The sequence below is a fragment of the Nocardia sp. CA-151230 genome (assembly GCF_050942175.1).
GTDB lineage: Bacteria > Actinomycetota > Actinomycetes > Mycobacteriales > Mycobacteriaceae > Nocardia.
Map to the genome: position 1 here is coordinate 8,832,254 of NZ_CP192061.1, position 20,928 is coordinate 8,853,181.

Annotated in this window: 13 protein-coding genes; 8 read left to right on the forward strand and 5 right to left on the reverse strand. The window is 70.9% G+C overall.

What is annotated here, in order from left to right:
- Positions 1 to 67 precede the first annotated feature (67 nt).
- A complete protein-coding gene (locus ACQP1O_RS41355) occupies positions 68 to 583 on the reverse strand; it encodes a MarR family winged helix-turn-helix transcriptional regulator (RefSeq protein ID WP_433563685.1) in 516 nt (171 codons plus the stop codon).
- Positions 584 to 697: 114 nt separating this feature from the next.
- Between ACQP1O_RS41355 and ACQP1O_RS41360 the strand changes: the two genes are divergently transcribed.
- Together ACQP1O_RS41360 and ACQP1O_RS41365 are read left to right on the forward strand one after the other, a co-directional pair.
- Positions 698 to 2,380 carry an MFS transporter gene (locus ACQP1O_RS41360; RefSeq protein ID WP_433563686.1) on the forward strand — a complete coding sequence of 561 codons (1,683 nt, stop codon included), beginning with the start codon at positions 698 to 700 and terminating at the stop codon, positions 2,378 to 2,380.
- Positions 2,381 to 2,503: 123 nt separating this feature from the next.
- The gene (locus tag ACQP1O_RS41365; protein WP_433563687.1) at positions 2,504 to 3,664 is read left to right on the forward strand and encodes a zinc-binding dehydrogenase; all 1,161 of its coding nucleotides are present in this window, start codon (positions 2,504 to 2,506) and stop codon (positions 3,662 to 3,664) included.
- A 10-nt stretch (positions 3,665 to 3,674) separates the two neighbouring features.
- On the opposite strand, the gene ACQP1O_RS41370 is transcribed toward ACQP1O_RS41365, so the two are convergent.
- The 3 genes from ACQP1O_RS41370 to ACQP1O_RS41380 form a co-directional block, all read right to left on the reverse strand.
- The gene (locus ACQP1O_RS41370; RefSeq protein ID WP_433563688.1) at positions 3,675 to 5,282 is read right to left on the reverse strand and encodes a dynamin family protein; all 1,608 of its coding nucleotides are present in this window, start codon (positions 5,280 to 5,282) and stop codon (positions 3,675 to 3,677) included.
- Positions 5,283 to 5,685: 403 nt separating this feature from the next.
- Positions 5,686 to 7,533, reverse strand: coding sequence for a dynamin family protein (locus ACQP1O_RS41375; protein ID WP_433567971.1), 1,848 nt, complete (start codon positions 7,531 to 7,533; stop codon positions 5,686 to 5,688).
- A gap of 85 nt (positions 7,534 to 7,618) precedes the next feature.
- On the reverse strand, positions 7,619 to 9,691 hold the full coding sequence (locus tag ACQP1O_RS41380; RefSeq protein WP_433563689.1) for an IniB N-terminal domain-containing protein: 2,073 nt from the start codon (positions 9,689 to 9,691) through the stop codon (positions 7,619 to 7,621).
- Positions 9,692 to 10,003: 312 nt separating this feature from the next.
- Here ACQP1O_RS41380 and ACQP1O_RS41385 point away from each other — a divergent pair, with 312 nt between their 5' ends.
- The 6 genes from ACQP1O_RS41385 to ACQP1O_RS41410 all read left to right on the forward strand — a co-directional run bounded on the left by ACQP1O_RS41385 (position 10,004) and on the right by ACQP1O_RS41410 (position 19,847).
- Positions 10,004 to 11,803: an Hsp70 family protein gene (locus ACQP1O_RS41385; RefSeq protein ID WP_433563690.1), complete on the forward strand. Its 1,800-nt coding sequence runs from the start codon at positions 10,004 to 10,006 to the stop codon at positions 11,801 to 11,803.
- Between the two features lie 22 nt (positions 11,804 to 11,825).
- Positions 11,826 to 14,702 carry a LuxR C-terminal-related transcriptional regulator gene (locus ACQP1O_RS41390; RefSeq protein ID WP_433563691.1) on the forward strand — a complete coding sequence of 959 codons (2,877 nt, stop codon included), beginning with the start codon at positions 11,826 to 11,828 and terminating at the stop codon, positions 14,700 to 14,702.
- 46 nt (positions 14,703 to 14,748) lie between these two features.
- A complete protein-coding gene (locus ACQP1O_RS41395; RefSeq protein ID WP_433563692.1) occupies positions 14,749 to 15,879 on the forward strand; it encodes a hypothetical protein in 1,131 nt (376 codons plus the stop codon).
- Between the two features lie 117 nt (positions 15,880 to 15,996).
- The gene (locus ACQP1O_RS41400) at positions 15,997 to 17,349 is read left to right on the forward strand and encodes a S1 family peptidase (RefSeq protein WP_433563693.1); all 1,353 of its coding nucleotides are present in this window, start codon (positions 15,997 to 15,999) and stop codon (positions 17,347 to 17,349) included.
- A gap of 150 nt (positions 17,350 to 17,499) precedes the next feature.
- The gene (locus ACQP1O_RS41405) at positions 17,500 to 18,846 is read left to right on the forward strand and encodes a S1 family peptidase (protein WP_433563694.1); all 1,347 of its coding nucleotides are present in this window, start codon (positions 17,500 to 17,502) and stop codon (positions 18,844 to 18,846) included.
- A 164-nt stretch (positions 18,847 to 19,010) separates the two neighbouring features.
- Positions 19,011 to 19,847, forward strand: coding sequence for an NRDE family protein (locus ACQP1O_RS41410; RefSeq protein WP_433563695.1), 837 nt, complete (start codon positions 19,011 to 19,013; stop codon positions 19,845 to 19,847).
- Positions 19,848 to 19,938: 91 nt separating this feature from the next.
- Here ACQP1O_RS41410 and ACQP1O_RS41415 read toward each other — a convergent pair whose 3' ends face one another.
- Positions 19,939 to 20,646 (reverse strand): hypothetical protein, encoded by a 708-nt coding sequence (locus ACQP1O_RS41415; protein WP_354843250.1) that lies wholly within the window; start codon positions 20,644 to 20,646, stop codon positions 19,939 to 19,941.
- Positions 20,647 to 20,928 lie beyond the last annotated feature (282 nt).

Consider the following 20,928-nt stretch of genomic DNA (forward strand, 5'->3'; position numbering starts at 1 on the left):
TCGGTGTCCTTCCGGGTGAGTTGCCTACACCTGGTTGGACACGCGCCGGCCCGGCCTGTGACAGCGCCTAGGTGTGATCTGGGCCATACATGGGCACGCTGCCCGGTGCGACGGTCAGGCCGGGATGGACACCCGGTGTCAGGCCGTTGCCGATCGCCGTCCGCTGCAGCAGCGCGAGCAGCCGCGGCCGGTCCTCGGGGTCGAGCGCGGCGAGCAATTCCGCATTGAGCCCATCGGCGATCGCGGCCGCGCGGGCGATCATCTCGCGCCCGGCGGGCTGCAGATGCACGGCGTGGGCGCGGCGATCGACCGGATGCTTGCGGCGCTCGACCAGGCCGCGCTTCTCCAGGTCGTCGATCAGGCTGACCATGACATTCCGGTGGATACCCAGGGCATCGCACAGCTGCTGCTGGGTCCGGCCGTCATTGGCCTCGAGCAGGCGCAGCGTGCCGTATTGCGGCGGCCTGATCCCCAGGGGCACGAGCAGCGCGTCGAAGCGGTACGCGGAATGCGATCCCAATTGCCCCAGCAGGAATGCGGCGCTCTCGAACAGCGGTGAGTACTGGGGATCGGCGTCGGTCACCTATACAGACTACAGCAATGCCCGAACCGTGATTGCACTCTTGCTTGATAATCACTTCAGGTGCATAGTTTTGGAGAGTCGATCCAACCCCCGATAGCGAAGAGAGCTCGCCCCATGGATACCGACCATCCCCCCACCCTCGATCCACGCCGCTGGATCGCCTTCGCCGTCGTGCTGGCCGCCGGATTCATGGACCTGCTCGACGTCACCATCGTCAATGTGGCCGTACCGAGCATCCAGAAGGACCTGGGCGCGGCCTACTCGCAGATCGAATGGATCATCGCCGCGTACGTGCTGTCCTTCGCGGCCGTACTCATCACCGGCGGGCGGCTCGGCGACATCTACGGCCGCAAACGCCTGTTCCTGTTCGGCATGGCCGGATTCACCGCGGCCTCACTGGCCTGCGGCCTGGCCTCCTCACCCACACTGCTCATCGGCTCGCGGTTCGTCCAGGGCGCGATGGCCGGGCTCATGGTGCCGCAGATCCTCGCCATCATTCGCGTCACCTTCCCGAAGGATGAGCGCGCCAAGGCCATTGCCATCTACAGCGGCGTCGGCGGATCCGCGTCAGCTGTCGGGCTGTCCCTGGGCGGGCTGCTGGTGCAGTGGAATCTCTTCGATCTGGGCTGGCGGCCCATCTTCCTGGTGAACGTGCCGGTCGGCCTGATCGCGCTGGCCGCCGCGGCCCTGGTGATGCGGGATTCACGGTCCGCGCACGCGCCGCGCCTGGACATCGTCGGCATGGTGCTCGCCATTTCCGCGGTGCTGCTGCTGGTGTATCCGCTCACCGAGGGCCGTCGATTGGACTGGCCCGCCTGGACTTTCGTCATGATGGGCGCGGCGGCCGTGGCCTTCGCCGCCTTCGTGGTCTACGAACGGTGGCGCAGCCGCAATGGCGAATCACCGCTGATCGACCTGGACCTGTTCCGGTCGCGGCCGTTCACCGTCGGCCTGGCGAGCTGGCTGCTGTTCTGGATCGGCTTCGGCGGGTTCTTCCTGATCTGGACGCTGTTCATGCAGGCCGGGCTGGGCTGGTCGCCCATGCGGGCCGGCCTCACCTCGGTGTTCTTCGCGGTCGGCGCGGGCATCGGAGCGGGCGTGTCGGTCAGCGTGCTGGCGCCGCGGTTCGGCAAGTGGGTGCTGCTCGCGGGCGGACTGGTGACGGCGGGCGGGTTCGCGCTGTACGGCGCGATGGCCGCCCACTACGAATCCGATTTCGCCTCCTGGCAGATGGTGCTGCCGCTCATCGTGACCGGCATCGGATTCGGCATCGTGGTCGCGCCGACCATCGACATGCTGCTCGGGCAGATTCCCGACCGCGAGGCCGGGGCGGCATCCGGGTTGCTGAACACCGGCCAGCAGCTGGGGATGGCACTGGGCGTGGCACTGGTCGGCATTCTGTTCTTCGCGCAGCTGGATCATGATTCGCTACGCGGCGTGGATTCCGTCGCCGCGCAGACCCGCACCGAGCTGGCGACGGCCGGGGTACCCGGGCCCGCGCAGGAGCAGATCCTCGCGAACTTCCGGGCCTGTGTGCGGGATCGCTCCGCCGAGGTGGATCCTTCCGTCGTCCCGGCGAGCTGCCAGTCTCCGGCCGCGAATCCGGCTGTCGGCCAGGCCCTCGCGCATGCGGGTGAACAGGCCAATGCGGTCAACTTCGCGCATACCTTCGACTACACGCTGGTGTGGGGCATCGGGCTGATGGCGCTGGTGTGCCTCGGATTCCTGGCGCTGCCGCGCGACACCCGGCTCGAGCAGCACGAGGTGGAGGCCGAGGAGGAACTCGTGGGAGTCTGACCCCACCGGCGGGATCCTGACACGGAGTCCGACAAAACGGCCGCGGGTTCGGTGATTCACCGGACCCGCGGTCCGTTCCGGTGAAGAATCCACAGTGTCACCGGCATTCGACAGGAGTCAGGCATGCGCGCGACCGTGGTCAGCAAGGGCGAATTCCGGATCGAGGACCTGCCCACCCCCGTACCCGGGCCCGGTCAGGTACTGCTGTCAGTCACCCGCTGCGGTATCTGCGGCTCCGACCTGCACGCCCGCCTGCACTGCGACGAACTCGCCGACCTGGCCGCCGCCACCGGCTACGACCACTTCATGCGCTCCGACCAGCGGATCGTCATGGGACACGAATTCACCGGCGAGATCGCCGAATACGGTCCCGGTACCCGCCGCCGCTGGAAGCCCGGCACCCCGGTGGTGGCGCTGCCCATCCTGCGCACCGGCCGGCAGCCCGAACTCACCGGACTGTCCGCCAACGCGCCCGGCGGCTACGCCGAGCAGGTGCTGGTGCAGGAACCCATGACCTTCCCGGTCCCCAACGGCCTGTCCCCCGACCACGCCGCTCTCACCGAACCGATGGCGGTGGGCTGGCACGCGGTCCGCCGCAGCCGGATCAGCAAGGGACAGACCGCGTTCGTCGTCGGGTGCGGTCCCATCGGGCTGGCCGTCATCTCCATGCTGAAGGCGGCGGGCGTGCGCACCGTGATCGCCAGCGACTTCTCGCCGCGCCGCCGCGAACTCGCGGGCCGGTGCGGGGCCGATGTGGTGGTCGACCCCACCGTCGAATCACCGTGGGAGGCAACGCCGAAGAAGCCGCGGATCACCGGCGCCTCCGACATCCTCAATCTGGGTTTCGACGCCATGGAACGACTGCGGCGGATCCCGAACTTCCCGTGGTGGTACCTGTTCCGCGTCGTGCACACCCTCGACCGCGGTCCGTCGGGGCCCGTCGTCTTCGAATGCGTCGGCGTGCCCGGCATCATCGACCAGATCCTCACCGCCGCACCGCCATTGACCCGCGTGGTGGTCGTGGGGGTGTGCATGCAGCAGGATGCCTTCCATCCCGCCACCGCCATCAACAAGGAGATCGAGCTGCGATTCGTCCTCGGCTACGACCCGGGCGAATTCCGCGACACCCTCCATATGATCGCGGACGGGAAGGTGGATCCCAGCCCCTTGATCACCGGGACCGTCGGCCTCGACGGGATCGACGCGGCGTTCACCACCCTGGCCTCACCCGAGCACCACGCCAAGATCCTGATCGACCCGCGCAGCGACCGCACCGCCCCCTGACGCCGAGCGCCTAGCGGCCGGGCCGCCGCAGCGCCGGGAATGGCGTGGTCGGGGGCTCGTGCAGGATGTCCAGCAGGCCCTCGGCGCTGCGGGCCGCGGTCAGGCAGGCGCTCGCGGTGAACTGATCGGCCAGCGGGTGGCGGGCCCGGGCACGCCATTTCTGGACCGCGGCCAGGGCCGCATCGCGCTGGGTGGCGAGATCGGTGTGGGCGGACAGGCCCAGACGCAGTGTAGGGGCCACGCCCGTGCCGCCGATGAGGCGGTTCAGTTCGGCCAGATCGTCCGGGGGCAGGGGCAATTCGTCCGAGCGCAGGTGTGCCAGCAGGCGGAGTTCGGCGAAGCCGTGCACATCGGCGAGCAGGGTGCGCACCCGCGGGAGCAGGGCATCGGCCGCCGAACCGGGGTTGGCGGTGAGAATGCGGGCCAGGGCGGTGAGGGCCGAGTGGGCCTTCAATTCGTCGGCGCGCTGGGCGAATTGGACGTCCAGGACGGTGCGGAGTTCGTCGAGGCCACTGCGGCTGGACAATTCGGCCGCCAGGGCCTGCGAGCCGCGGACACCGAGCCGGATCAGGGTGACGGCCAGTCGGATTCCGAACAAACCGAAGCGGGCCGTCAGGTGGGCACGCAATTCGGCCGGGACCGGCAGCGGCAGCGGCAGATCGGGATGGGCGAAGCGGTCGGCCGACAGCAGGGCCGCGGTCAGCTCGTCCACCGGGATGGCGGCCAGCGCCTCGAAGGCATCGTATTCACGCTGGCGCAGCGTGGCGGCGGCGAAGGCGAGCAGGCCCGCCACCGGAATCACGGACTGGCACAGGCCGGTTCGCTCCAGCTCGGTCGCGAAGCGGGCGGCCACATCGCGGGCGGAATGCAGGGCGTCGATGCGCCCGGCGCCGATCTCGTCGGCCCGCGACACCACGCCCACCACGCCCAGCGGACCCGAGAAGGACTGCGGTGCACCGGTACTCGCGCTGGGCCCGGCGCCGATGCGCTCCAGGAAATCCACATCGGCGGCGTCGAGACGACGCAGCAGATAAAGGACGGCATCGGCCGGCGGCAGCGCCGGGCCCGGGCCGCCCGGCGTGAGCAGCCGCGACGTGCGCGCCGACACCTCCCGCGACAGCGAGGAGATGCCGGGCGTATCGATGATGGTGGTCTGCGCCAGCTCGGCCGACGGCCACTCCACCGCCAGGTGGTCCACCTCGCGCGGTGCGGGGGCATTCCAGCGCAGCGCCGACAGATCGAAGGTGAGCCCGTGTGCGCCCGGCAGCCCCTCGGCCCCGCGGCCGCGCCGCACCACCACATCGGCGCGCGCCCCGTCCAGGCTGAACGCGGTCACCCGCGGCGCGGTCCCATTGCGGTACCAGGTGACCAGCCGCGTGCACTCGGTCGCGTCGGTCGGCGCGATGTCCTGCCCGACCAGCGCGTTCAACAGCGTCGACTTACCGGCCTTGAGCTGACCCGCCAACGCGACCCGCAGCGGCTCGTCCAGCCGCCGCGCGCACTCGTCCAGCTGACCGCGCACCCGCGGCCGTTCGCCCAGCGCCCGCCGCGCCGCCGCCACCAGCCCGCGTGTCTCCGGCACCAGCCCATACCCGACACCGCTCGCGTCGTCCCTCATAGGCTCCCGATTCCGAAGCACACCGCACCTCCACGCATCGCAAGGCATTCGCCCGGCCACGCCGAATCGTTATCAGAACCGCCCAGCTCTCACAGCCGATTCCCAGTTCCGAGAGGCAGCTCACCACACCGCGAACCCGGCCACCCAACCCTGATCTTGCCCTCCCGCTACTGGATTGCCCCGCCTGCGCCCCGGTGCGCCGCACCCAACCTCCTGTCATCGGCCGGCGGCCGGGTCGGCCACCGGCGGATCGGCGTATCGCCACGACCACGGGCGAGCGCCTGCCCTGCGAAGCGGCCCGAGGGCTCGCAGGTGATCCGCCCCAGGTGTGGGGCGACCGCGGCCGGGTCGCGAGCGGTATGGCGACCTGGTCAGCTCCGGGCGGGCCCCCGGACTCGCGTCCTCAGTGGGTGACGCCCGGGAGTTGCGGCTGGGCGGCGGGAGCCAGGGCGGCCGTGGGTTCCGGGCCGAGGAGGGTACTGGCGTGGCGGCGGAGTTCGGCCACGACGCGCAGGCGGCGTTCGAGTTCGGCGGCGCGTTCGGTGCGGCGGGCGGCCTCCAGGTTGGCGGCCTCCTGGGCGGCGCGCAGGGATTCGTCGATGGAGCGCAGGGTGCGGTCGGCGATGGCGGTGAAGTGGTCGCGCAGCAGGCGGTGGATGCGATGCAGGCGGTCCTTGGTCTCCTTGCCGGTGTGGAAGGCGATGTCGTCGAGGTAGCGGCGCACCGCCATCTTGGCGTCGGCACGACGCTTGGCCAGGCGGGCCTTCTTGTCGTCGCTGAACGCCTTGCCGCCCAGCAGAACTCCCGCACCCAGCGAGAGCGGGTTGATCAGGGCCAGCCCGGCCATGGTGCCGACCATGCCCGCCATCACCACGCCGCCGTAGGAGCCGCGCACACCCACCAGCAGCTTGTGGCCCAGGCCCAGGTCGGGCTCCAGATCGGAGAGGGTGCAGGACTCGGCGCGGGAGTCGTCGTCGAGGGTGTCGCGTACCTCGGGCAGATCCACCGCGCCGAGATCGTCGAAGTGGGTGGCGACCCGCTCGGCCAGCTTCACCGCGCGGGTGCCGGTCCACACCAGGTTGTCGCCGACCGCGGAACCCACGGTGGCCGTGAGCCATTCGTCCATGCTGTCCCAGTGCCGGCCTGGATCGTGCTGGTCGATCCAGTCCTCGGCGGTGCGGGCGATATCGCGCAGGCGGTTGCGCAGATCGTGGTCGATATCCCCCGCCAGATCGGTGATGCCGTCACCCAGCGTCTGCTGCCAGGCAGCGGTGTGGCGGTGCAGTTTCTCCGCCTCGGCCTTGGCGGCGTGCAGCTCCCGGATGGCCGCCGCGCCCCGCTCGGGATCACGCAGCGCTACCAGCTCGCTGCCCAGGGCCAGCGCCAGATGCTCGGCGGCGGAGGAGATGTCGAGAGCGACCGCGCGCTGCATTGCCGCCTGATCCCGGGCCACCACCTGCTCGCGCAGGAACTGGAACACCAGCCCGAATCCGGACTCGCGGCCCAGGCCCTCGTCCTGCAGGCGCATGGCGTGCGCGCGCAGCACCGCCGACACCGGCAGCATGGGCATCTCGATCCCATTGGCGTGCAGGTGCTTCCGGTTCGCCTCGAACACCTGCCGCCAATGCGGATACAGGTCGATCTTGGTGACCAGCACCGCTACCGCCGGGCACAGCTCCCGCACCTGCCGCAGGAAATCCACCTCGGTCTCGGTGAGCTCGGTGGAGGCGTCGGTGAGCACCAGCACCGCGTCCGCGGCCGGGGCCTGCGCGAGAATGCCTGCCGCGCCGGTGGTTCCGTGCGCGCCCAGTCCCGGCGTATCCACCACGACGATGCCGTCGGCCAGCAGCCGGCTCGGGGCCTCCAGCTCGAGCCGCAGCACGGCCCGGCCCTGCGGACTGCGCGCGGTGAGGGCAGGGACCGCCTCGAACGGCACCGGCTCCCGGGTGTTCTCGCCGCCGTCGGCGCCCGCCGCGACCACGGTCGCCCGCGGTTGCTCACCGTAGGACAGCACCGTGGTGACCGCCGTGGTCGCATCGTCGGCGACCGGGCACACATCCATGTTGATCAGCGCGTTGACGAACCGGCTCTTGCCCTGATTGCCCAGACCGGCCACCAGGATCCGCCGCCGCGGATCGCGCGCCTTGCCCGCGACCGTCTCCAGCCGCGCGACCAGATCCCCGCGTTGCGCGGCCTTCGCCACCGCGATGGTCTCCGACACCATCGTCAACAGTGGATTCGCCGCCACCATGCCTGTCACAGCCTGCTCACCGAACCTATTCCAGCCGTTTGTGTTCCGACAGGTCGTCGCTCACCGCGGCGAGCGACCCTTCGATCTACGAGTGCAGCACGTCGCCGACGATCTCCCCGCCCGGGTGCGTTCCGAGATCCATCCCGGTGTGCGCCCCACCATTCCCGAACAGCGACGCGTCCGCGCCCGGAGCATGCACTCCGCCGCCGAACGCCTGCGAAACATCCACACCCGCCCACGGATTCGTACCGGCACCGTGCAACCCGGCATCGACCGCGGTCCCACCGTGCACCCCGGCATCGAGCCCACTTCCCACCTGCACGCCCCCGCCGGCCTGCGTCCCCAACCCGGCATCCAACCCGCCGCCTACCCCGGCGACCGCATTCCCCACCCCGGTCAGACCGGTATCCACGCCCCCGCCCAGCTGCGTCCCCGCATCCAGCGCCGAATGCACACCGGCGTCCAAACCACTCCCGACCTGGGTCCCGAGCCCGGCACCGGCATTCGCGGCCCCGCCGAGCCCGGTCTCCAAACCGGTCCCGACCTGAGTCCCGGCACCCACCGCGGTGTTGAGCCCCGCATCGAGCCCAGTGCCCACGTGAGCACCCAGGTTCGCGCCGGTATCCAGTCCGGTATGCACTCCCGCGTCGAGCCCCGCGCCCAGCTGGTTGCCCACGCCGACCGCAGTATCGATCCCGGTCCCGAGACCACCCTGCACGCCCGCGCCGATCCCGGTCGCCGCGTTACCCACGCCGGAAATGCCCGTCTCCAAGCCACTTCCGAGCTGCGCACCCAGATCCGCACCCGTGTGCAGGCCGCCATCGAGCCCCGCGCCCAGCTGTGTCCCGGCACCCGCCAGCGTGTCGGCCGTACCGGAAAGCCCGGTCTCCAGGCCGGCTCCGACCTGCGTGCCCAGGCCGGCGCCGACGTTCGCGGCGCCACCGATGCCGGTCTGCAGTCCCGCGCCCGCCTGGGTACCCGCGCCCAGCAGAGTGTTGATTCCGGCGTCGAGACCCGCGCCCACCTGGGCACCGGTGTTCAGACCGCCCGTGAGTCCACCGTTCAGGTCGCCGCCGAGCCGGCTGCCGACCCCGACCACGGTGTCGGCCGCTCCGGAAAGCCCGGTCTCCAGACCACTTCCGAGCTGCGCGCCCACATTCGCCGCACCATTGAGGCCGGTCTGTACGCCCAGCCCTGCATCGAGTGCGCTGTCGATTCCGGTGGAAAGCCCGGCGCCGAGGCCGGCCGCCGCATTCACCGCGCCATCGAGACCCGTCTGCACGCCCGCGCCCACTCCGGCGGCAGTGTTCAGCGCGCCGGTGAGGCCCAGGCCGACGCCCGCAGCGGAGTCGAGGGCGCCGGTCAGACCGGTCTGAAGGCCCGCGCTCACATCGGTGGCGGCGTCGACGGCGCCGGAAAGGTTCGCGCCGAGGCCGGTTTCGAGGGCGCCGGCGGTGGAGAGAGCTCCGGTCAGGCCGGTGGTGAGGTCCGCGCCGACCTGAGTGACGGTGTCGAGGGCGCCCTGGAGGCCGGTCTGGAGACCGGCGCCGGCGGTCAGGCCGCCGGTCAGGGCCGAGGTCAGGTCAGCGGCGGCCTGCGCGCCGAGCACGCCACCGAGGTCGGTCTCCACGCCGGTGGCGACGTCACCGGCCACGCCGAGCGCGCCGCCGAGTCCGGCGGACAGACCCGCGCCGAGGTCGGCGGCCGCACCGACGACCGCGCCGATGCCATCGGACAGGCCCAGCTCGAGGCCGGTGCCGGTGTCGCCGGACAGGCACACCTGGGTGGCGGTGGCAGCGGTGGTGCCCAAATTCACACCCGCGGAGTCGCCGATTGCGGCCGAGCCGCCCACGCCGCCATTGACGCCGGCGCCGGCTCCGAGACCGGTGTCGGCTCCCAGCCCGGCGGAGCCGCCCAGCCCGGTGTCGGTGCCCAGGCCGGTCGCCCCGCCCGCGGCAATGATGTCGGACAACTGCGAACCTCCCGCAACCAGTGCCGACTCGGCCACCATGGGCGCCACGGCGGCGATGTCCTCGGGGGTCACATTCTCCAGCCCGGCGGCGGCCAGCGCCCCGCCCGGGTTGTTGCAATAGCTGACCGCGGCCTCGTGGTCACGCAGCAGATTGAGGATGAACTCGAGAATTGCGTTGGGGCTCATGGCGAATCGTCTCCCTGGATGGGCGGGCCCCGCTGACCCGCGCTGCTCGAATTTCCTTTCACGTTAGGAAGGCAACTCGTTACGCGTAACGGGGTGAACTCCCCCAAGTTCCACAGAGGTCACCTAGGGGGCAGGCGAACATTAGGGGAATTTCCCCAAACCTGCGGGGGAATCGGTAACGGGATCCCCTCAGCTACCGACAGGCGGGGTGGGCCACCCGGCCTAACCCGAGATTTTTCGTACAAATCGGACCGAAGAGCTTTCGGCACGCGATCCACCGGTCGCGCGTTGGGTAATGACAGGGGAACTCGAATGAGTCAGGGGCTGGCGCTCGGCATCACCGTCGGGTCGTCGAATACGGTTGCCGTGACGACTTCGGGGGGACAACACACAGTACGTACGCGGCCCAGCATGCAGGGCGCCGAGCCGGAGGTTCCGGACAGTTTCCTGGCCCGGGTCGGGGATCCCGTGGACATCAGAACCCGTGACGGATCCACCGTCCGCGCCGCCGACCTGGTGGCGGCTGCCATCGGCCACGCGGTGGACGGCATGGGCCCGGCCGCGGCCACGATCGCCTGCTACCCGGCGTGGTGGTCGCAGCACACCGTGGAGGTGCAGCGGACCGCCCTGGACGCGGCCGGCCTGGACGCGGTGGCCCTGGTCCCGGAGCCGACGGCGGCCATGCGCTGGCTGCAGGAGGTGCACGAGTCCAGCCACGACGGCGCGATGGTGGTGTACGACCTGGGGGCCACCGGCCTGACCGTTTCGGTGGCGCGTACGGGGGCCATGTCGGGCCTGCTGGGCGAACCGGTACGGACCACCGAGGTGGCCGGGTCGGAATTCGATCTGCTGACAATGCGTTTCGTGCTCGCATATGCGGTCGGCGAAAAGGATTTCGATCCTTTCGACCCTTTGGTGGAACAAGAATTAGCGGCACTCCGCATTCGCTGCAAAATTGCGAAAGAAGCTCTATCCACAAATACCGCCACCATGGTGCCCGTGCGTTTGCCCGCCATGAGCGAAGTGGACGTACGACTGGTTCGCGACGATATCGAGGAACTGGTGCGGGGTCCGCTCCTCGGTTCGACCGACCTGGTCCGTGAGGCCCTGCGCCGGGCGGGAGTCACCGCGGCCGATCTCGACGGCTTCCTGGTCATCGGCGGCGGCGCGAGCATCCCGCTGGTAACCGAACTGCTGTCCACCGAATTCGGCATCCCGGTCGCGGCCGCCGCCGACCCGGCCCACCTCAGCGCGCACGGCGCCGCCCTGCTGGCCGCCGACCTGCTCGCCGACGCCACCGACACCGAGGCGCATCCGGCGATCGCGGTCGGCGGCCCGGGCCTCGCCGAGGCCGACGGCGGCCCGGCCCTCGCCCCAGGTCGCCCCGCGGCCGGGCTCCCCGAGCGTCCCCGGGGCGGCTCCCCGGCCGGGCCCGTGGACCCCGAACCACCGGGCCCGGCCGGCGATTCCGGCCGAACGGCGGCGGACGACACCACGCGTATGACGGAATCACCTGCGGCCCAGCGCATTCCGCTGCTGCCCGACCTCCCGGTCGAGGAACCCGCCGGCGGCTTCCGGCACTGGAAGCGCCTCGCGGTGATCGGCGCGGCCGCGGTCGTGGTGGCCGCCATCGCCACCGGGACCCTGGCCATGGGCACCGGCGGACAGTCCACGCCCGCGAATCCCGCCGGCACACAGTCCCCCTCGACCTCCGCCGTGGCGCTCGATTCCCCGGCGCCGACGGGCGGGGCCACCACCTCCGGCGCCCCGGCGCCGGCGGCCGGGAGCCCGGTCTCCGCGACCAAGCCCGGGTCGCAGCCGGGGGCGGCCAAGCCCGGCAGCCCTGCCACCACCGGCGCCGCGGCCCCCGCACCGGCCGCCGCCGACCCGACCACCCCGGCCGCGCAGGCGGATACCCCGGCGCCGCAACAGAATCCGGCGAGCCCCCAACCGCCGCAACAGCAGCAGCAACAACCGGTCCAGATGCCGACGGTGCCGCAGATCCAGCCGCCGACGGTACCCAGCGTGACGCTCCCCACGGGCGCACTGAACAATGCAGTCGATCAGCTCGGCAACGCCGTTCCACCGGTCGTTCCGCACACCGGCCGCTGAGAGTTGGTTCCTCGTGACAGGCATGACCCCCGTCGCACTGGATTCCATCCCGTGCGCCCGTGAGATCTTCCGGGACCTGGATTCCGACGATTCCGCCTCGGTGCTCTACCTCGTCCGGGGCCGTTCCGGCACCGGAAAGTCCACCCTGCTGGGCGCCCTCCGGGCGCGGTTGCGCGCCCGGGGCGTCCAGCACACCGACAATCCGGCGCACGCGTTGCGCGCGTCGGCCCCGGCCCGCGCGGACGGCAACAACAGCCGCGCCCGCTGCGCCCTCATCGTCGACGACGCCCACGCGCTGAGCCCGGCCGAATTCGAGTTGCTGTGCGCCGCGGCCGAATCCGGGGAGTACCCGGTGGTGATCGCGCTGCGCCCGCGCCCGCACGATCCCCGGCTGCGGGGCCTCACCGATCTGGTGGCCCGCCGTGGCCGGGTGGTCGATCTGCGCGCCCTGGGCGCCACCGAGATCGCCCCGTTCGCCCGCGAACTGGGCATGATGGTGCCGCGCGGGCTCGCCCAGCACATCCACCGCCAGACCGGCGGCATCCACGGCGGTGTGGTGGCCGCGCTGACCGCCGCCTGCGCCACCCGCCTGGACGCGGGCGTGACCGCGGTGGACCAGGCGGTGACGGCCTGGGCGCGAGCGCGTCTCGACGACGCCGACCCGGACCTGCTGGACGCCCTGGTGGTGGCGGCCATCGGCGCGGGCCTCGATACCGGCGAGCTCACCGAGGTGCTCGACGTCGCCCCGCCGGCCGCCCAGGATCTGGTGGACCGGGCCCGGGGCAGCGCCCTGGTCACCGATGCCGATCTGCTGCTGGCCCCGGCCGTCCCGCCGTTGCGCACCCTGGTCGGCGACCGCCGCTTCCTGACCGTCGCCCGCCGCCTGCTGCACGCGCGCCTGGACGCCGGACTGCTGCGCGACCACACCGCACTGCTGCTCGCCGAATCGGGCGTCCGCGACGAGCGGCTGGCCGAATTCCTGTGTGCCGCAGCGGAACGCGCCGGTGACGAGGCTGTCCGGCACTACGCGGCCGCGGCCGCCGCCGGTGCGGATCCGGAGGCCCTGGCCGTGCGCTGGGCCGATGCCGCCGCCCGGGCCGGGGACGGCGACACCGCCCTGCGCCTGGCCGAACCCACCCTGGCCAATCCGGCGATCCCGATCGCGGATCTGGCTGCCGCCGTGCGCATCTGCGCCGGTGTGTGGACCCGGCGCGGCCTGGCCGGCCGAGCCGCCCAGCTCTACACCTGGCTCGGACCGACCCGGGTCGGTCCGGACTGGGCGGTCGCCGCCACGGTGCTCTCGCTGTCCGGTGACGCCCAGGGCGCACAGGCGCTGTCGGTCAATGCCGCCCAGTGGCCGCCGACCGAGGCCACCGCGCGCGCGGCCTCGATCGCCAATGCCCTGTTCGACACGATCGGATCGACCAGAGCCCCCGGCGATTTCAGCGCGGCGACACGCACCGATCGCGGGAACGGCCACACCGGCACCCCATTCCCGCCGCCGCCCAGGACTTTTGCCCCGCCGGCCGCCGGAGCCGGCGCACCGGCCCGGGCCGCGAGTCCCGCGGCCCGGCCCGCCGGCGACCGACCGCGCCCCGACGACACCGCACCGGCGAGACCCGCTGCGAACGCGGCGAGTACCTTCGGAGCCGGCTCGGCCCCGACCGGTTTCACCGCCGAGATGCGGGCCATCGCGCCGACAACCCTTGCCGTGCAGCGCTTCACCAGCCCCGCACAGGCGCGACGCGGCGCGGCCGTCACGGCGGCGTCCGCGCTCATCCACGCCGCGCACTCCGGTCCGGCCCCCACCGATGACGGCGGCGATCGCTTCCTGCCGTGCTCGGCGGTGTCGATCGCGGTGCTGCTGTGCCTGAGCATGGGCAATCCGCGCCGGGCCGCGGACGCGCTACGGCAGGGCTCCCAGGACCGCGGCCCCAGCCGTGATCCGCAGAGCCTGGTGCTGGGCGCGTGGGTCGCCATGCTGGGCGGCGACGAGCATTCGGCGGCCACCCTCATGTCGGAAGTCCGGCTGACGGAACTGGATCCGCGCGATCGGCTGCTCGCGCACGGCGTGATCGTCGGCCTGGCGCGGCGCAGCGGCGATCACGCGGCGCTGGCCATGGCCTGGCAGCAGGCCTTCCCGCTGTTCGACGAGGTCGGCGCGGATCTGCTGGCGCTGCTCCCCATCGGCGAGCTGTGGCTGGCCGGCATTCGCCTGCGTGACGAGGCCCGGATGACCGCGCTGGTGACCGGCGCCGACGAACTGCTGCGCCGGCTCGGTGAGCCGCCCGCCTGGTCGAATGCCTTCCACTGGTATGCGATTCAGGCCGCCATCGCCCAGGAGAGCCCTGAAGCCCTGCTGCCGCACGCACATCGGCTCAAGACCTCCGCCGCGGCGGGCGATCCACAGGCCGCGGTGCTGGCGGACGCGGGCCGCACCTGGGTGCTGGTGCTGCGCGGTCAGGTGGTGCGTGAGCAGGTGGAGGGCGCGGTGGCCCGGCTGGCCGGGCTCGGCCTGCGCTGGGACGCGGCCCGGCTGGCCAGTGAGGCCGCGCTGGCGGCGGGTGATTCCGCCACCGCGACAGCGCTGCTCAAGCTGGCGCGCACGGTGCGCGCGCAGTCCCGGCCGCCGGAGTCTCCGGTGCGCGCGCCCGAGCCCGCGGCCCCGCAGCCGCGCCCGGAACCGATCACCGATACCGTGCTGAGCGAACGCGAGCGTGAGGTTGCCGAACTGGTCCTACTGGGCTTGACATACCGGGAGATCGGGGCCCGTCTCTACATTTCGGCCAAAACCGTGGAACATCACGTGGCTCGGATGAGACGTCGAATCGGTGCCGGCTCGCGTTCGGAGTTATTGTCAATGCTTCGCGCCATGGGTCACGGTTCACTCCTCGTCTGACCTCGGCGCGGAGAGCACCCGGACGCATCGAGCGAGGTAGAAGAGGATGGCCACTGGGGTGGGCCTGCGGATCGCGGACGACGAATCCGTCGTTGCCGTGGTGACAGGCGATGACGCCACACTCCCGGTGCACTACACCGTGCGCGAGTCGGTGCTGCACATGTCCGAGGACGGCGACGCCGTGCTCGGCGGCGACGCACCGGAGGGCTACAGCCATTCCATCCGGGGCTTCGTGGGCGCGGTCGGGGATCCGGCCGGGCTCGCGGTGGACGACGGTGAGGCGTACCGCGCCGAGGACCTGATGGCCACGGCGGTCTTCTGCCTGATCAGTCAGGCCGCCGAACATCTCAACGGTCCCGCCGAGTTCTATCTGGCCCACCCGACCGGCTGGCCCGACGCCCACGTGCGATCCCTGCGCGAGGCGCTGGACTATCTGGGCCTGAAATCGGTGGTGCTGGTCAGCGAGCGGGACCTGCCCCAGGCGGACGCGGAGACCGGGAAGACCCTGGCCTACAACGCGGCCCGCGCGGCGCTGGCGGCGGTGCTGTCCACCCCGGCCGGCCTCACGCCGCCCGATGCCACCGCGGCCGCCGAGAACGCCGCCGACGTCACCGACGTGCTGCCCGCACTCAAGTCCTCCGAACTGGCCCAGGCGTATTCGGCCGCGGTCCCGGCCGTCACCGCCGCCGAGCCGGCCGTCACCCGCGCGACCTCGGCGGTCACGGTCACCCACGCGCCGCGCGCCAACCGTGGCCCGTACATCATCGCCGCGGCGGCCGCCCTGATCGGTTTGCTGCTCGGTGGCGTCGGGGTGGCGGCCGTGTTGCGCACCGACGACTCCACCCCGGGCCCGCCGCGCGGCGAGGTGCGTTCGGAGCCGGTGGCCACCGCGGGCGTGGCCCCGCCGCTGCTGCCGCCGACCGGTTCGGACAATCCGACCGCGGCCGCGCCGCCCGCCGATGCCGCGGACGTCCCGGTCACCACGGACCCCCCGACCACACCGCCGCCGCCGACCACGCCGGACCCGCCGGCCACCACACCGAGCCCCACGCCGCACACCACGCCGCCCACGACGACACGCCCGTATCCGCCGATCTACCAGTATCCGCCGGTGCCGACCTTCGAGCTGCCGCAAGCACCGGTGCTGCAGGATCCGTGGGGACAGAATCCGCGCTGATTTCGTAGAGACCTTCGGTGGTTGATGCCCTAAAGTGGTGCGCTGACCGACCTTCCGGAAGGTAACCGGATCCGGGCCCGGGACATCGGTCTGCTGGTGCACTTACGAAGGGACTCCATGCGCAAGTTCATGGCGCGTCGCGCCACGGTTCGAGCAGCCACCGTCGCGTTCGCCTCGACCGTCCTCATCGGTCCCTTGCTCAGCACCGCCACCGCCGACCCGGCGTCCCCGGATCAGCTTGCCGCCGACAAACTTCCGGCCGAGCTGGTCACCGCCATCCAGCGCGATCTGAAGATGACGCCCGCCGAATATCTGGACCGGGCCGGCCAGGCCCAGCAATTGCGGGACTACGCAACGACTTTCCGCAGCCAGCGTCCCGACGATTTCGCGGGCGCGTGGCTGGGCACCGACGGCAAGCCCGTCATGGCCGTCACCTCGCTCGATGCCGCCAAGATCGCCGCCGCCGACGGCTACCAGACCCGGCTGGCCCCGATCAGCGCCGACAACCTCGAGAGTTCGGCCGATCAGCTGAACATGTGGATCACCAGCCTGCCGCGCGATCTGTCCAATGCCATCAACTCGGTCGCCATCGACTTCCTCAACAGCCAGCTGGTGCTCAGCGTGGCGAACACCCCGGCCGGGCATTTGCTGAATCTGCCCACGCTGATCGCGAATATCAAGGTGATGCTGTCCCCGGATTCCGGCGGCCCGGTGGAACGGCGCCCCATGGGCGGTGACACCTACATCACCGCGCCGACCGCGCTCAGCGATTCGTCGCTGCGCAGCGTCGATGTGTGCTCGTTCGGCTTCAACAGTGTGGATTCCGCCGGAAACGCCCTGAACATCAGTGCCGGACACTGCAATCCGAATGTGGACAAGGGCACCAGCGCCGATGTCTACATTCCGAATGTGAAAAACCTGGTGTCGAGCCCGAAGGCCGGCAGCTTCGTCTCCTCGAATCTGGGCGGCCGCAGCGCACTCGACTATTCGGTCATCAAGCTGAACGACGACGCGGTGCGGGCCGGCATGGATCAGCCGTCGGTGCGCGGCGCCAACGGGACCACCCTGACCATCACCGGGGTGGCCGACCCGATCACCGGCGCGCCGGTCTGCAAGTCCGGTCAATCCTCCACCTTCACTTGTGGTTTCGTGGTGGCCGACCGGGTCGAGACCCAGTTGTTCACCGCCGAGGGCCAGTCGAAGACGGTGCGCGGCTTCGCCTCCAGCGCCTGCACCCTGGGTGGCGACAGCGGCGGCGCGATCGTGACCGGCACGCTGGCGCTGGGCATCACCAGCGGTTCGAATGCGGCCGACGCACCGAACTGCAACGAGGCCAATACCGCGCTGGCGCAGTATGGTGGTACCGCGTCGCTGGGCATCCCGGTGCGCGCGATCCTCACCGAAATCGACGCCAATTCCGGCGGCGGCGTCGGCAGCGGAATTCAGGTCCGGACGCGTTCCAACGCGTGATGATTCGCGGCCCGTTCCAGCGGGCCGCGAAAATCGGACACGCTTCTCAATGAGTGTGTTTGAGACGCGCCCGCTGTTTGCCCGCCGAATACCGAAACGTCATCTCACAATAAGTAGGCATAACCGGCCCGACACCATATAGTCGGGGCCATGCTCCTGCCACGTATGCGCTTCTCCATGCCTGCCGTGGGCCGCCGCCCACGGTCCCTCGTCCGTACTGCGGCGATCGCGGCCACCACTGTGCTCGTCGCCGGACCCTTGGCGGCGAGTGCGCACGCGGAGCCCGCGACCCCCGCGGCCCCGGATCTGCCGGCCGAGCTGGTCACCGCCATCACCCGCGACCTGAAGATCTCCCCGCAGGACTACCTGCAGCGCGCCGACACCGCGCAGAAGGTGGCCACCTTCGCCACCACCGCCCAGCGGCAGTTCCCGGGCGTCTTCGGTGGCGCCTGGCTGGACGAGACCGGCAAGGCCATCGTGGCGCTGGCCCCCGGCGACAGCCTGGACCAGGCCCGCAAGGCCGTGGCGGACGCCGGCTTCACCGCCAAGGACGTCGCCAAGAGCGAGACCACGCTGCGCGGTGAGAAGAACGCCTTCCAGCAGTGGCTCAAGGACCAGCCGGAGTCCGTGTCCAAGGCCATCCGGGGCGTGGCCATCGACACCCTGAACAACAGCATCGCGGTGCGGGTGGACAAGCCCGACCTGCCGCTGCCCGGCTTCGTGGACCCGGCCCGTGTCATCGTCATGACCGCCCCGCCGGTCGGCGGCGAGGGCCAGGACGTCCCGAAGGCCTCCGACATCGCCGGTGCCGGCCCGCAGACCATGTCCGCCGGCCAGGCCTACGCCTCGGTGGCCGGCCGCATGTCGCTGCGCTGCTCGCTCGGCTTCAACGGCACGGACGGCAACGGCAACGTCGTGAACATCACCGCGGGCCACTGCAACCCCAACATCTCGGCCACCCCCGGCGCCAACTCGCCGGGCGTCTACCAGATGGTCGGCGGTGAGAGCCTGGGCCCGCAGGTCGGCGTGTTCCAGAAGTCGGTGCTGGGCAACCAGGACTACTCGATCATCGGGATCAGCGACCAGTACCGGGACGCCTTCTCCAACCCGCTGGTGAACGTCCCGGGCGCGGCCCCGGTCAACATCACCGGCGTGGCCGTGCCGGTGGTCGGCGCCCCGGTCTGCAAGTCGGGTGCGCGCACCGGCTTCAGCTGCGGCGTGGTGAACGCCGTCGACCAGACCGTCCAGGTCGGCGACCGCATGCTCACCCAGTCGTTCTCCGCCAATATCTGCGCCCTGCCCGGTGATTCGGGCGGCCCGCTGGTGACCGGCACCCTGGCCCTGGGCATCTCCAGCGCCTCCTCGGTCGCCGACTACCCGGTCTGCGAGATCCCGAACCTGATCGGTCTCATCACCGGCAACACCCCGCAGCTGTTCGCGCAGCCGGTGAGCACCGTGCTCTCCGACAACCCGGGCCTGCGCGTGCGTACCCTCTGATCACAGCACCCTCGAAAAGGCCGGTAGCCCAACCGCTACCGGCCTTTTCGCATTCCGGGGTACCCGGGTGTGCCCTCGGGTGGCAGCGCAGGGGCGGCGGGCGGCAGCGGGCGGGGAGCGATCGGGCGTGGTCGCGGCGAGCCCCGGTCGGGCATGCTGGGGTTATGTGTTTGGTGTTGCTCGGCTGGCGGGCGCATCCGGAGTACCGGTTGATCGTGGCCGCCAATCGGGACGAATTCTTCACCCGCCCAACGGAATCACTGCGGCCCTGGGACGAGGTGCCCGGTCTGCTGGCGGGCCGCGATCTGGGTGCGGCGGGCCCGGTGCCGGGCACCTGGCTGGGCCTGCTGTCCGATCGGCACCGCTTCGCGACGGTCACCAATGTGCGCCGGCCCGGCGACTTCCGCCCCGATGCCCGCTCCCGGGGCGCGCTGCTGATGGATTTCCTGCGCGGCGATCCGCTGCCGGAGAAGTTCGTGCGCGGCGTCGCGGCCGCACCCGACGACTACAACGGCCACAACCTGGTGGTCTCGGATCTGGAAACGCTGTGGTGGCACAGCAATCGGAGCGACCGGACCCCGCGCGAACTCGCGCCGGGCTTTCACGGCCTGTCCAACAATGCGCTCGTGGGATCCCTCGAACCCGACGGCAGCATATCGACCGGCACCGACGATCCGGCCTGGCCCAAGGTCCGCGAGGGCGTGCGCGCGCTGGCCGCCGTGGCCGCGGCCGATCCTGGCGATATCGAGAGCTATCTGGCCGTCCTGGCCGACCGCACCCCCGCCGCCCCTTCCGAGTTGCCGGAGACCGGACTGGACCGCCTCACCGAACGTGCGGCCTCCGCGCGCTTCGTCGATCATCCCGTGCACGGAACCCGATGCAGCACAGTTCTTCTGGTGCGTGAGGACGGTAGCTACGTGATGACCGAGCACACTTTCGCCCGGTTCGCCCGCCGCAGCGGCACGGCGTCGTTCGATGGCCGGCTGGAGCTACCGGCGTGAGTCGGCCCGCGAACGCGTTCGGCCCGCCTGCGACGAGCGCGGGCGGGCCGAACGGGTTCAGCGTGCCGGGGCTCGGAACCCCGGCGGTGGTTCAGTTCTGGGTGACCTGAGCAGGCTTGCTGGTCGTGGCCCACTGGGTGGTGCCGTCCGGAGCCTGCAGGGTCTGCAGCAGGCCGATGCCCGCGGCGACCAGGGTCGGGCCACCCGCGGCGATGGTGCCGAGGATGCCGCCGATGCCGGCGCCGGCCACCAGGCCCGGCACGCATCCGGCCACGATGGTCACGACGCAACCGATCATCGCGCCGAGTGCCGTGCCCACGAAGCTGCCGATGCCGATGGCAAGGCCGAACTGGGTGGAGAAGTTGCTCATCGCCTTCTGGTTCTCGTCCGCCGAGGCGATCGGCTTGGCGGCGAGCACGGTGGTGCCGGGTTGGTAGCCCTCCGGCTTCTCCGGGACCACCTCGAGCACCTTGCCGTCGTCCTTGACCTCGGACTTCACGGGGATGTCGGTGCCGTCGGCGTCGAACTTGAGCGGGAACGAGATTGCGGTCGCACCCTGCTGGTCCTTGACGTTCACCACCGTGACCTTCGGGTCCTCGGGCGTCGCGCCGTCCTGCTGCGCGAGCTCGAAGGTGCCGTTCTTCAGGGTGGAAACGATCGTCTTGCCGTCGACCAGCTTGGTGGAGTAGTTGATTCCAGCAGGCTGTGCGGGAGCATCGTCGGCGTGGGCGGTCGTCATTCCGATGGTCATTGCGCCGATGACCAGGGCAGCAGCCGCAGTGGTACTGCGAAGCTTCATTCGGTTGGTATCCAATCCGTCATGAGTTGATCCGCTGTGCGTCGCTTCGCCACGCGAGGCCCGGCTTCCCTCGGGCCATGCCACGCGCTAGGACGAGTCCTCCCCGAGCATGTGAAGACGCGCACAGCTGTCGGACAGCGTGAGCCTAGTCGATCACCCTACGATTTGCGAGATCCGTTTCTCTCTGCCGGACACCGTGTTTCGCGAGTAAGCCTGCCCTTGGTTACCGCACCGATTTGCCGGGATTTACGGTGTGGGAAACCCTGGACAGCTAAGTTACCG